Source organism: Candidatus Borkfalkia ceftriaxoniphila (assembly GCF_004134775.1).
Classification (GTDB): Bacteria; Bacillota; Clostridia; order Christensenellales; family Borkfalkiaceae; genus Borkfalkia; species Borkfalkia ceftriaxoniphila.
On sequence record NZ_SDOZ01000002.1, the window covers coordinates 1,122,700 to 1,135,368 of the forward strand.

Here is a 12,669-nt window from a genome sequence, read left to right on the forward strand (position 1 = left end):
AGAGGGGATATCCCCTCTTTTTTATTTGTAGTTTTTTGCGGCTTGCAGGAAATAGTGGATATTTTCCGCGCTCACGTCGCCCTGTATGTTGTGGGCGGCGGCGAAAATGTAGCCGCCGCTTTCGCGGAAGGTGTCCATCAGATTTCTGACAGCCTCTCCGATGCTCTCTTTGTTGCCGCGCGGAAGTACGCTTTGCGTGTCCAGTCCCCCGTGAAAGGCGATGTTTGCGCCGTACGTTTCTTTGAGTCTGCAAGGCGCCATATCCCCGCTGCACGGCTGTATGGGATTGAGGATATCCACGCCCGCCTCGATGAGCGAGGGGATGAGCGAGAACACGTTGCCGCACGAATGGTGTAAAAATTTCGCCGCGGTCTTTTCTTTGGTAAAGCGCACGCGCTCCTTGAAATAGGGCAAAATCATTTCGTCGAACATGGTTTTGGAAAAGAACGTGGAACTCTGCGTGGCGAAATCGTCGCCGCTGGAAGTGTAGTGGATATAACCGCCGATCGCTCCGTAATAGAGGTCGGAAACCTGTTTCTGATAGGCTAAAACGCGCTCGAAAAAGCAGTGCACGACTTCGGGCTCCGCCGCCATGCGATAGAGAAAATCGTCGAATCCGAACATCCAGCAGCCCAGTTCGAATATGCCGTACACGGGGTGCGAGGCGCAGATCACGTAATCGGTGTTTTCATACAGATATTTTGCCTGCCGTTTGATCGCGTCCAGCGCTTTTACGTCGATCGAATCGGGATCAGGAAAGGGATAATTTTCCACGTCTTTGAGGCCCGCGTCTTTTAGGGGCGAATCTACGATATCCCAGTACAAGCCCGTAAATTTGCGCGTAACGCCCCATTCGTCCACGTACGCCGTATCGTCTATCTTGCGGTACAAACTCTTTTTGGGCGCGAGGATATATCCCACCCCGCGCGTGTCGATATCGTATTCGCGCAAAATGCGCTCGTCGATGGAGGCGGTCGCCGCAAAGGGCAGGCGCTCGTCCTCGTCATTCCCGTAAAAGCCCAAAAAGTCTTTCATTTTGGCGATCACCGCGCCGTCCGCCGTCGAGAGCGGGCATCCGCCGAAATCTACGGTCATCTTTTGCGGCGCGCGGTGCGAAACCGTGTCTAAAAAATCTTGCCTTCTCATGTTTTCCTCCCTGAAACTCATTTTGCCACCGAATCCGCGTCGAACGAACGATCGAACGCGGCGATCTGTCTGAGATACGATCTGTATTTTTCGAGATCGAAGGGCGGTTTGCCGTGCAGATAGTGATTTACAACGGTTTCGCCGCCGACGTGCAATTTTAACAGAAATAATTTGTGCGCGCCCGTAGAAACGCGCACCCTTCCCACCGCTGTGTTTTCGTTTGCTGGGCTGAAAAATTCGCCCGCAAGTACGGTTTCGCCCGTGTCCGCGTCGATGACTTCGTATTCGCCCTTCGCGTCTTTCGAGCCGTCGTTGGCGACGACCGCTTCCAGATGCCAGTTCTGAGGCTCCCGCATCATTAGGACCACGGGCTTTTGCACCCGTTTGATATAATAGTAGGCGAGTTTTTTCTGTCCGTAATAATCGCAGACCGCGTCGGAAAACTGCGGCCAGCCGTCCTGTATGTTCCACCAGATGATGCCGCTCTTATCCCATTTCGAGAGCCGTGCCCATTCGATGAAAAACTTTTTCGCCTCCGCCTGCGAAACTTGCGAGGCGAACGCGAACGTCTGTAAGTTTTGCGCCTCGATGCCGAAAAATTCGCCGATTTGGTCGCTCATCAGTTTCAGGCGGTAACTGAAAAAATCGCCTTTGCCGTCGGGCGCGGTGCAGTGGGCGATCCACTCGTCGTTGTCCTGCCACGGCCATAACTTGTCGGGCGAAAGAAATTTTTTCATCGAAGATACGTTCGGGCAGCCGTGATAACCGATCTCGCTGATAAAGTGCGCTTTCGAGCCCGTGTAATAGTTTGCCTTGAAACAATCCCGCGGACCCCACAGATGATTTTCGGGCAGCAAATTTTCATCGCGTGTTTCCCATGCCGAGGGCGATACGTAGGGCGATGAGGGCAGATAGGGGCGGAACGGATCGTATCGAAAGAGCGTTTCGGGAACGGTCTTCCGCGTGATCAGATTGTTTGCGGGGTCCATTTCGTTGACCATCAGCCCCCAATCGCACTCGTTGTCGCCGCAATACAGAAGGAGCGCGGGCGAATTGCGCACGCGCAGGCAAAGTTTTTTCACTTCCTCGCGCATCTGTTTCTGAAATTTTTCGTCGGTCGGCACCATCTGGCACGCCATCGCGAGATCCTGCCATACGAAAATGCCGTGATCCGCGCAAAATTCGAAAAACCGATCGTCCTCGTACACGTTCCCGCCCCAACAGCGCACGATATTGCAGTTTAAGTCGCGCACCTTATCCAAAATGGCGGGGATGCGTTCCTCGTCCCGCGCGTGCAGCGCGTCCGCGGGCACCCAGTTGGTGCCCTTGCAGAAGACGGGGATTCCGTTTAAAAGCACGCGGAATCTGCCGCCGTTTTCCTTGCCCGCGAGGTCTGAACGCTCGATTTCGACGGTGCGCAGCCCGAAACGGTATTGCTTTTCGTCGAGTACTACGCCGTTTTCCGAAATCAGCGAAACGCGCGCCTCGTACAAATTCGGCTCGCCGTAATCGCGCACCCACCAGAGTTTCGCTTCCGCAACGTCGATGCGCGCCGTCGAAACGCAAAAATTCACTTTTTCGGCATAGTCTATCTCGCTGTCGCCGCACTTTGCCGAAAGTCTGAGCGTCGCCTTGCCGTACAGTTCGGGCGGACAGCGGAGGGAATACTGGAACCAGAGCGTCGCCCGCCGTGTATCCGCGCGCAGTGTGGCGAAATAACAGTTTTCGATCCCGATATCTTTGCGGAATAAGATCTCCGCCCCGCGCCAGATCCCGCCCGAAAGCAGGCGGGGCATGATATCCCAACCGAACATATGCGGCGCTTTTCTGAGCCGTACGCTCGCGAAATTGAGGGGAAAGGCGACCATATAGGCGTAATATTCCTCTTTCGAGGCGGCGCGCACGGGCGAAAAGATATGTACGAACAGCCGATTTTCTCCGATCTTCGCCGTTGTTGCGATATCGAACGCGTGCTCCACGAGCATATTGTCGCTCGCACCGATCTTTACGCCGTTTAAAAAGTATTCCGCGATCGTGTCCACGCCGTGAAAGACGAGATAAGGGTTGCCCGCCGACTGCTTTTCGTCGAGAGAAAAGGAGATCTCGTACCACAAATCGTACAATTCCCGCCCGCGCAGGGATAAAATGTTGTTGCCGAAATAAACGTCCCCGATTTTTCCCGCGTTCATAAGATCGATCTCCGCGTTCGAGGGAATGGCGGAAGGGATGCTCTCCCTCCCCGCAAGATCGTCGGGCGTGCGCACCGAATCGACGTCTTTGATCAGATAAAGTCTGCACGCGCCGCGCAGTGACAGCGGTTCCATATTTCTTTCCTCCCTTATGGCTTTTTCCTATTATATAATAAAAAAAACGGCAAGTCAAACAATTAGTAAAATAATTTTACTAATACACTTGCAAACGGGAAAAAGTTTTGATATAATTTAGAAAAGCAAAAAATAAAGGGGCAGAAATGAACTCGAAACAACTGGTGAAAAACGCGATCGCGGGCGCGGGCGTCGACCGCATACCCGTATATCTGTTCAACAAGGATATCGAACAATCGGATATCGTTTCCTACTGCGTGGAAACGGCGGAAAGTTTTCACGGCGACGATCCGAACCGTTCGGAATGGGGCTTTTTATGGGAGCGGCTCGACGATACGATGGGGCAGCCCAAAGAACCCGTCATCAAAGACTGGGCGGATCTGAAAAATTATCGCCCGCCCGACGGCAGGGACCGTTCGCGCCTTCGGAGCCTTCCCGCCTTTTTGGAAAAATACAGAGATAAGTATATCGTTGCGGGGTTCGGCATCACGGGGTTCGGGATCCTGACCTTTTTGCGCGGATTCGAAAATACGCTGGAAGATCTGTATCTGGAACGCGAGAATCTGGAAACGCTCGCGGATATGGTGTTCGGATACGAGGAGGACGTCATCCGCCGTCTCGTCGAAACGGATATCGACGCGGTGGCGTTTTACGACGATTGGGGCATGCAGTTTTCGCTGATGATCAGCCCCGCGCTGTGGCGTGATTTTTTCAAGCCGCGCTACAAGCGCCAGTTCGACATCGTGCACGCAGCGGGCAAGCACGTTTATTTTCATAGTTGCGGCTATGTGTACGATATTTTGGAAGATCTCGTCGAGATCGGGGCGGACGTATTCAATTTCAACCAGCCCGAAGTGATGGGGCTGGAAAAATTGGCGAAATTCCGCGGCAGAGTGTGTTTCAACTGCCCCGTCGATTTGCAAAAGATTGCGATCAACGCCGACCGCGCGGCGATCGAGACGTACACGCGGCGGCTCGTCGAAACGTTGGGCACGGGATCGGGCGGGTTTATCGGCTACGTGGAAGAGTACCATTCCATCGGCCTTTCCGATGAAAATTACGGTTACATGGTCGACGCGCTGCGAAATTATCGGCCATGAAAAAGTTTATCATATGTTTATTGTGTGCGCTGTTTTTATTGCCCGCCGCGGGTTGCGGCGCGCCGAAGGAGGAAAATGCAATGAAATACGGTCTGTCAAATCAAAACGGAACGCTCGTTTTCGAGGGCGCGCCCTACTTCGGCATGGGCGTCAATTTTTACAATCTGTTCAACAGTTCGTTCCCGAAAGAAGAGGGGGACGCGTTCGACGTGTCCGTTGCCTTTTACGGGCTGAAAGTGCTGGCTGAAAACAAGATCCCCTATGTGCGCGCAAATCTGGGCGGCTATTACTGGCACGAACTGCCCGTCTATCTCGGACGCAAAGAGGAATACCGCGCCGCGATCCTGAAAATCGCAAAAGAGGCGGAGCGGCTGGGCGTGGGGATCATTCCCAGTTTTTTCTGGCTCATTCAATGCGTGAGCGATTATTACCGCGAGCCCATGCGCGCCTGGGGTGACGAAACAAGTCTTACGCGGCGTTTCATGCGGGAATACACCGCCGACATGACCGCGCTTTTAAAGGACTGTCAAAGCATATGGGGATGGGAATTCGGCAACGAATACAACCTCGGCGCGGACCTTCCCAACGCGGCGGAAAACCGCCCGCCGCTATACGACGGCAGTCCGCGCGACGCGTCCGACTGCATCACTTTGACGGATATCGAGAGCGCGTTCGGCGAGTTTTCCGAGATCGTGCGCGAAAACGATCCGCACGATCGCATGATCACCAGCGGCAACGCCACGCTGCGAGCGTCCCAGTACAATATGCACGCCTACGGCGCCTGGATACAGGATACCGAAGAAGAGCACGAAAAGGTCACCGAGAGGTTTCATCCCGCATATATGGACGTCGTCAGCGAACACATTTATTTTCGGAAAGAAAATTATTTCGGTAGGGAAATGACGCTCGAAGAATATCTCGCGTATACGACGGAAATGTGCGCGTCGATCAAAAAGCCTCTCCTTGTCGGAGAATTCGGTCACAACGATCTCACCGAACCCGAGCCTACGGAGGAAAGAAAAGAGGCGGCGTACCGCTACATGGCGGGCTGCATGGTGGATTTCAACGTGCAGGCGAGCCTTCTTTGGAATTACGACCCGCTCGGCGGCATCGAATACAGTTTCACCGAAACGAGCCGCAAGGGGCAGTTTCTCTTCGCGCTGATACGCGATTGCAACGAAGAATACGCGAAAAAGACGAAATAAAAAAAGACCGACGCGCGTCGGTCTTTTTCGTTACAGTTTGAGATAGTGATAGAGCACGGTGCACGCGCCGCCGAGCGCCTGCTGCGCCGAGGCGATGGAGGCGCGCATCAGTTGCACGCGCTTGTATCCCGACAGCAAAATGCGGTTGTTGATCTCCGATTCGATATAGGCGAAATATTTGTCGCTGAGTTGCGCGTACACGCCGCCGATGATGATCGCCTCGCAGTCCAGAATATTCACCGCGTTGATGAGACCGATGATCAGATGATCCAGACTGCGGAACAGCAGTTTTTCGCCTTCCGCGTCGGCATCGCAGAATGCGAGCAGTTGCGAAAAGTCGGTAAAATCTTTGCCGAAAGCGGCGTTGAACTTCGCGAGCACCGCGTTCTGGTTGATAAACGTTTCCAGACAGCCGCGGTTACCGCAGTAACAGAGTTCGCCGTTCGGGTCGATACAGGTATGCCCGATCTCCGCGCCGCTCGACCGCCTGCCGTTCAAGAGGCGGTGGTTGGTGATGATCCCGACGCCCACGCCCTGCGTGGCGAGAAAATAGATGAAATCGCCGATATTTTTTCCCTTGCCGTACATCTGCTCCGCCAGCGCGCAGGCGTTGCCGTCTTTCTGGATATAGGTGGGGATCTTGAATTTATCTTTGAGGTAGCGGCATACGTTGAAATTATTGATCCCGAAAAAATTGGGCGGGTTGATGATCAGCCCGTTTTCGGCGTCCACGGGCCCCGGCGTCACCACGCCGATCCCGAGAATGTCGTTGGGCTTGTAGCGTATGACGTATTCCAGTTCCGATTCGATCTTATGCAAAAACGATTGCAGATTTTCGCCGCTGAGTTTGATTTTTTGCTGGATGATGATATTCAGTTTCATGTCCACGCGCGAAACGCTTAAAAAATCGCGGCCGATGGTCACGTCGATGATATGCGGCGCCTCGGGGTGCACGACGAGATAGATGGGCCTTCGTCCCGGCAGGCTGTCCTTGGATTCCTGCGTGCCCGTTTCGCAGATCAATTTGTTCTGGATCAGTTCGTTGACGAGATTGGTGACCGTCATTTTCGTCAGTCCCGTCTTTTTGGCAAGGCCGATGCGGGTGGTGCAGTCATCCAAGATCAAGTGTCTGAGTAATGTATTCAAATGCTGTTCTTTGACAAGTTGTCCGCTTTTGATATTGTTTTTTGTCATTTCGTTTCCCACCTCTGCCTGCGCATGAAACTCTCATTCTTCCCTAATATTATAAAGGAAAATGATCGAAAGGTCAATACAAAACAAAATAATCCCCAAATCTTTTGGCGCGCTGCAAAATAATACGATTTTTGCGCAAACCAGGACGTGGCGCCGCGCGCGCGGATGTGATATACTGATTGTATACGCAAAAAGCAAAGAACAGGTGATATCATGAAAATAGCGATCGGCGTAGATACGGGCGGAACGTATACCGACGCCGTACTCTACGATTTCGACGAAAAGAAAATTCTGGCGGGCGCCAAAGCGCTCACCACCAAAGAAGATCTGTGCATCGGCATCGCGAACGCGCTGGACGCGCTGCCTCAAGAACTCTTCGCGCGCGTGCGCATGGTCTCGCTGTCCACCACGCTCGCGACCAACGCCTGCGTGGAAAACAAGGGCGGCAACGCCAAATTGATATTTTTCGGAGGCGATAAGGTCATTTTGGACCGCTACGGCGCGCAGTACGGTCTGCCGCCCTCCTCCGAGATCTGGATACCGCCCTGCAAGACGGGGCTGGACGGCAGTATCCCGCAGCCGCCCGACTGGAAAAAATTCGAAAAAGAGGCGCCCGCTTTTTTGAAAAACGCCGAGGGCGTGGGCGTCATCGAACTGTACGCCATGCGCAACAACGCCGTCATCGAAAAGGGCGCGAAAGAGCGGCTGCAAAACCTTTCGGACGTTCCCGTCACCTGCGGCTGTGAACTGTTCAACGAACTCAACAGTTTGCAGCGCGGCGCGGGGACCCTTTTAAACGCGCAGTTGTATCCCGTCATCCGCGATTTTATCCGCGCCGTCGAAAAGGTGATGAAGGCGCGCGGGCTTGCCGCGCCCGTGGTCATCATGCGCAGCGACGGCAGCCTGATGAGCGAACAATTCGCCCGCCTGCATCCCGTGGAAACGCTGCTTTGCGGTCCCGCGGCGAGCGTGATGGGCGGGTTCGGGCTGACCGACGAGAAGAACGCAGTCATCGTGGACATGGGCGGCACCACTACGGATATTGCCGTCGTCGTGGACGGGATCCCCGTGCGCGCGGGCGACGGCGTTTCCATCGGCAAATGGCGCACCTACGTCAACGGGCTTATGATCCGTACGTTCGGTCTGGGCGGCGACAGCGCCGTGCGCTACCGCGACCGCAAACTCGTTTTGGAAGAGTTCCGCGCGATCCCGCTGTGCGTGGCGGCGGCGCGCTGGCCGCAGATCCGAACGCGCCTGCAACAACTTGTGGACGAGGGAAAGATCGTGCATTCGCATTTCCGTCACGAGTTTTACGCGCTCGCCAAAGAGCCCGATCTTGCACGCTTGAACGAGGAGGAACGCGCGCTTTGCCGCGCCCTCAAAGACGGGCCTCTTATTCTGGAAGACGCGGCGGCCGCGATGGGGAAAGATCTGTATACTTTCCGCATTCCCCGCCTGTTGAAGGAGGGGACCGTGCAGGTGATCGGACTGACGCCCACGGACGTGATGCACGTGCGCGGGGATTTCGAGCGGTTCGACGGTTCCGTTTCCCGCATGGCGGCGGATATCGTGGCGGGCAATCTGGAGATCGCGACCGAACAACTCTGCGAACGGGTATACGCGGAAATACGCCATAAGATGTACGTGAATATCGTCAAGATCATCCTGCAATACCAGGACGGCTTTTACAAAAACGGAAAGTTCGGCGAAGAGAGCGACCATTGGATTGAGGAATGCTACCGCACCGCGCTCGGCCAGGGACGCGGCGTGGCGCAGGCGGGGCTGAAAACGAATTTCAAACTCGTGGGCATCGGCGCGCCCGTCGGACTGTTTTTGCCCGAGGTCGCGCGACTTCTGGGCACGACAGCCGTGATACCCGAGCATGCCGAAGTCGCCAATGTGGTCGGCGCGGTCACGGGCAACGTCTACGCCGCCTGCACCGCGGAGATACGGCAGAAAACGGGCGAAGGCTTTATCGTGTACGGCAACGCCGAAACGCGGGAATTCGAAACGCTGGAAGATGCGGAGGCGTTCGCCGCCGCTGACGCGGAGAGCGCCGCCCGCGCCGAAGCGAAGATGCGCGGCGCGGCGGGCGAGATCTCCGTCGTCACCCGTTCCAAATACAGCACGTCCGCCACACAGTACGACGACGATGAGGAAAAGTTGTTTCTGGGCGCCGTCGTCACCGCCGAAGCGATCGGCTCGGTGGGGTTTACAAAATAAAAAACGCGGATCCGCACAGCGGATCCGCGTTTGCATTTTCGTCGTTTCTATGTTATAATACAGGGGAAAATCCAAAAAAAGGGGGAGCGCCGTGAAATTTACCGATCGACTGAAAAGCGTGCGCGGCGCGAAAAAAGCCGCGCTGATCGCCGTATCGATCCTCTGTATCGGCGGTGCGGTCGCCGCCGCCGCGTTGCACCTGCCCGATCTGTGGTTTCAAATTCTTTCCTACGTGTTCTATGCGCTTTCCGCGCTCTCTCTCGTCTATCTCATATACGTAGTAATTTGTTTTGTACCGAAAATGAAAACGAATATTACGCGTTGGGCGCAGAATTACGAATTTACCGATAAACTTTTACACGATTACGGATATCGCACGGTGGCGTTCGGGCTCGTCACCTGGGCGGTCAGCGTGGCGTACGCCCTGTTTCAGGGCACGCTCGCCGTGCTTTCCCATTCCGTCTGGTTCGGTGCGTTGGCGGGGTATTATCTGGTACTCGCATTCCTGCGCGGCGGCGTGATCCTGCGAGGACGCAAGGGCGAAACGGAAGAGGAAAAGAATTTGCTGCGCATCCGCGTCTACCGTACGGGCGGGATCCTCCTCATCGTGCTCACGCTGGCGCTTTCGGCGGCCGTCGTACAGATGGTGTACGCAAACCGCGCGTTCGAATACGCGGGGCTGATGATTTACGCCTCCGCCGCCTACGCATTTTATAAGATCATCATGGCGCTGTATAATCTTGTCAAGGCGCGCAAGCAGAGCGATTTCAAGATACGCGCGGTGCGGAATATCAACTTTGCCGACGCGGCGGTTTCCGTGCTCGCCTTGCAGACCGCCATGTTTCAGGCGTTCTCGCCCGAAGCGGACGTGAGCCTTTACAACGCGGTCACGGGCGGCGCTGTCTGCCTGCTCATCGTCGCGCTGGGCGCGTTTATGTTCGTGCGGGCGACGATCGCGCTGAAAAATCAAGGATAACAAAAATATAAAAGAGCGCAAACCGAAAGGGTTTGCGCTCTTTTTCTATGTAGGGGAAGGTTCCGCGTGCTTGCGGTATTCGGAGGGGCTTTGTCCGGTCAGTTTTTTGAAGGTCACGGAAAACTGCGAGATATTGGCGAATCCGCAGGTGGTGGCGATATCCGCGATACAGATGGTGGAATTGCTCAACAAAAGTTTCGCGTGGTCTATCTTTTTCTGCAATATATAGTTGAGCGGGCTCATGCCCGTCTTTTTTTTGAACGCGTGGCGGAAATGGTCGTACGAATACCCCGAAAGTTTCGCAAGATATCCGAGATCGATGTCCGAAGTGTACTGCTCGTTGATATAGCGCAGCACGGGCGAAAAACTGTTCTGCGAATAGGGGGCGTCGTTCTGGCGCGTCAAACCGAGCAAAAGTTGCCCCGTCAAAAGCGAACACATGAAATAAAAGTCGGATTCCTTGTTGATCGTTTCGTTCTGTATCTGTTCCAGAAGTTTTAAAACCGATTTGTCGTGGTCGCTGTACAGTTTATCGCATTGCAGTTTTGCGTCCGCTTCGGCGGGCGTAAAGCCGAGGCACAGGACTTTGACTTTGCTCAAGTGCGATTCGTTGTGGGGACGGTTACGGGGGTAGATGAGAAAATTGCCCGCAAAGCACTTGTAACTCTCGCCGTTGGTGTCGGATACGGAGTTCCCGTCGCAAAAGTACGTCAGTTCGTAACAATTGTGGTAGTGCGGTTTCACGTACGTGTCTTTATTGTGGAAGTAACAGTAAAGATACTCGAATTTCGGAAGTTTCATGCCTTTATTGTAAACGGCGGCGGCGCGTTTGTCAACAGGAAAATAACCAAAAAATATAACTGATTTCACAGATATTACCAAAATTGACAAAAAAATTGCCGAAATTCAGCCATATTTGAAAAATACTTAACCAGAAAGATATTGAAAAACCCCCTATGAAACTATATACTGTATCTGTCTTTTTAAGACGCACGTAAAAATTATTCGGAGGTAGAAAATGAAGGACAGAAAAAAGATCGTTGCAATATTGCTCTGTTTTGTTTTCGCTTTGGCGCTCTTTGTCGGGTGCGGCGGAAAGAAAGATGACGGAAAGATCGAACTATTGGTGGATATGCACGGACTGATGCCCACGCTGAATACCGAACCCACGACGGAAAATCCTACGGTGATTTTGGCGACGCGGCGTATTCAGGAGGCGTTCGAAAAGGAAAATCCCGATATCAAGATCAAATGGGCGCGTTCCAAGCCCGTGGGCGGGCTGGAAGCGGAAGTTTCGCAGTGGTTCGTCACGCAGATCGCGGGCGACAACTGTCCCGCCATCGCCTTTTCCTGGGGCACGCAGTATCAGGACCGCGACTATTACGTGGATATGACGAAATATTATAACGAACCCAACGAATACGTCGAGGGCAACGAAAAGTGGAGCGATCTCTTTGAGGATTATCTCTTCGAAACCTCCACCGTGCGCGACATCAAAGGGCAGTTGGTCGGCGTTCCCATCACGCTGTACGCGGGTCCCGCCACGGGCTGGTATTACAATACCGACCTCATTTCCAAGACGCAGATCCCCAAAAACTGGGAACAGTTCGTAACGCTTGCCAAGGAACTCAACAAGGACCCCGAGATCACGGCGGTCGCGCCCTGGTCGTATTTCAAGAAGATCTCGCTCGACAACTGGATCATGCAGTACACCATCGGGCCGAGCATCGCGAGTTATATCATGGAGCAGACCGACTACAACAAGGATAACGTGACTTCCACGGTCGAACAACTGCGCGCCATGAAGGCGGGGCTGTACAATCCCGTGACGCAGCCGTACGCAAAGGAAGTATACGTGCAGGCGAAGCGCTATTTTACCGAACTTCTCCGCGAGGGTTGGATGAGCACCGACTACACGCCCCAGTGGAATTCGGGCAAGGTCGCCATGTACGAAGAAGGGCTGTGGGCGCTGTATCCGCAGTACAACAACACCGCGCGCGAATTCGACTTCGGCGTATTCCCCGCGCCGCTCATGGATAGTTCGACGACGAAGTACACCACCGAGATCAAATACACCGAAAAGGGACCTTATCAGCCCAAAGGCGACATGATCCTCAATATCATGAAACCCGCGGTCAAGGACGATCCCGCATTAGAAGCCGCGGCGGTCAAATTCCTGAAATTCCTGACCGTTCCCGAAAATATCTCCATGATCGTGGAAGAGCAGGGGTCCAGTCTGGGCGCCGTCAAGGGATCCACTTACAACAGCGTTCTGGACGATTGGCTCGACCAGTCCTTTCCCATCGTGCCCGAAACCAACTGGCCGCTCGCTTTCAATTCCGAGCAGAACGACAAACTCAACCGCCTGTTCGGCGAATGGGTTTTGGGAAGGCACACCGACGATAAATTCTTCGAGCAGGTCAACACCATACAGCAGGCGGGCGCGGACGCTTACATCAGGGATCTGAACATCGATACTTCCGGCTGGAATTAAAAGGTAC

General features: G+C 54.2%; 9 protein-coding genes. 5 read left to right on the top strand and 4 right to left on the bottom strand.

What is annotated here, in order from left to right:
• Positions 1-21: 21 nt before the first annotated feature.
• Together ESZ91_RS05235 and ESZ91_RS05240 are read right to left on the bottom strand one after the other, a co-directional pair.
• A complete protein-coding gene (locus ESZ91_RS05235) occupies positions 22-1,146 on the bottom strand; it encodes a uroporphyrinogen decarboxylase family protein (protein WP_129224810.1) in 1,125 nt (374 codons plus the stop codon).
• A gap of 17 nt (positions 1,147-1,163) precedes the next feature.
• Positions 1,164-3,470, bottom strand: a complete 2,307-nt coding sequence (locus tag ESZ91_RS05240) for a glycoside hydrolase family 2 protein (protein WP_129224812.1) — start codon at positions 3,468-3,470, stop codon at positions 1,164-1,166.
• A 146-nt stretch (positions 3,471-3,616) separates the two neighbouring features.
• On the opposite strand from ESZ91_RS05240, the gene ESZ91_RS05245 reads away from it, so the two are divergent.
• Positions 3,617-4,570: a uroporphyrinogen decarboxylase family protein gene (locus tag ESZ91_RS05245; RefSeq protein WP_129224814.1), complete on the top strand. Its 954-nt coding sequence runs from the start codon at positions 3,617-3,619 to the stop codon at positions 4,568-4,570.
• A gap of 80 nt (positions 4,571-4,650) precedes the next feature.
• Positions 4,651-5,775 (top strand): glycoside hydrolase 5 family protein, encoded by a 1,125-nt coding sequence (locus ESZ91_RS05250; RefSeq protein ID WP_129224816.1) that lies wholly within the window; start codon positions 4,651-4,653, stop codon positions 5,773-5,775.
• Between the two features lie 30 nt (positions 5,776-5,805).
• On the opposite strand, the gene ESZ91_RS05255 is transcribed toward ESZ91_RS05250, so the two are convergent.
• Entirely contained in the window at positions 5,806-6,969 is a 1,164-nt protein-coding gene (locus ESZ91_RS05255) for an ROK family protein (RefSeq protein ID WP_129224818.1), read from the bottom strand.
• Between the two features lie 213 nt (positions 6,970-7,182).
• Between ESZ91_RS05255 and ESZ91_RS05260 the strand changes: the two genes are divergently transcribed.
• Both ESZ91_RS05260 and ESZ91_RS05265 read left to right on the top strand, forming a co-directional pair.
• A complete protein-coding gene (locus tag ESZ91_RS05260) occupies positions 7,183-9,192 on the top strand; it encodes a hydantoinase/oxoprolinase family protein (protein ID WP_129224820.1) in 2,010 nt (669 codons plus the stop codon).
• A gap of 91 nt (positions 9,193-9,283) precedes the next feature.
• Complete coding sequence (locus ESZ91_RS05265; protein ID WP_129224822.1) at positions 9,284-10,168, top strand: hypothetical protein; 885 nt, start codon at positions 9,284-9,286, stop codon at positions 10,166-10,168.
• A gap of 45 nt (positions 10,169-10,213) precedes the next feature.
• On the opposite strand, the gene ESZ91_RS05270 is transcribed toward ESZ91_RS05265, so the two are convergent.
• Complete coding sequence (locus ESZ91_RS05270; protein WP_129224824.1) at positions 10,214-10,969, bottom strand: AraC family transcriptional regulator; 756 nt, start codon at positions 10,967-10,969, stop codon at positions 10,214-10,216.
• Positions 10,970-11,186: 217 nt separating this feature from the next.
• Between ESZ91_RS05270 and ESZ91_RS05275 the strand changes: the two genes are divergently transcribed.
• Positions 11,187-12,662, top strand: a complete 1,476-nt coding sequence (locus tag ESZ91_RS05275; RefSeq protein WP_129224826.1) for an ABC transporter substrate-binding protein — start codon at positions 11,187-11,189, stop codon at positions 12,660-12,662.
• The last annotated feature ends 7 nt before the right edge of the window (positions 12,663-12,669 follow it).

Bases quoted from the DNA above. Each gene is read 5' to 3' on its own strand.
- ESZ91_RS05245 (WP_129224814.1), top strand. From the start codon at position 3,617: ATGAACTCGAAACAACTGGTGAAAAACGCGATCGCGGGCGCGGGCGTC.
- ESZ91_RS05255 (WP_129224818.1), bottom strand. From the start codon at position 6,969: ATGACAAAAAACAATATCAAAAGCGGACAACTTGTCAAAGAACAGCAT.
- ESZ91_RS05240 (WP_129224812.1), bottom strand. From the start codon at position 3,470: ATGGAACCGCTGTCACTGCGCGGCGCGTGCAGACTTTATCTGATCAAA.
- ESZ91_RS05270 (WP_129224824.1), bottom strand. From the start codon at position 10,969: ATGAAACTTCCGAAATTCGAGTATCTTTACTGTTACTTCCACAATAAA.
- ESZ91_RS05260 (WP_129224820.1), top strand. From the start codon at position 7,183: ATGAAAATAGCGATCGGCGTAGATACGGGCGGAACGTATACCGACGCC.
- ESZ91_RS05250 (WP_129224816.1), top strand. From the start codon at position 4,651: ATGAAATACGGTCTGTCAAATCAAAACGGAACGCTCGTTTTCGAGGGC.
- ESZ91_RS05275 (WP_129224826.1), top strand. From the start codon at position 11,187: ATGAAGGACAGAAAAAAGATCGTTGCAATATTGCTCTGTTTTGTTTTC.
- ESZ91_RS05235 (WP_129224810.1), bottom strand. From the start codon at position 1,146: ATGAGAAGGCAAGATTTTTTAGACACGGTTTCGCACCGCGCGCCGCAA.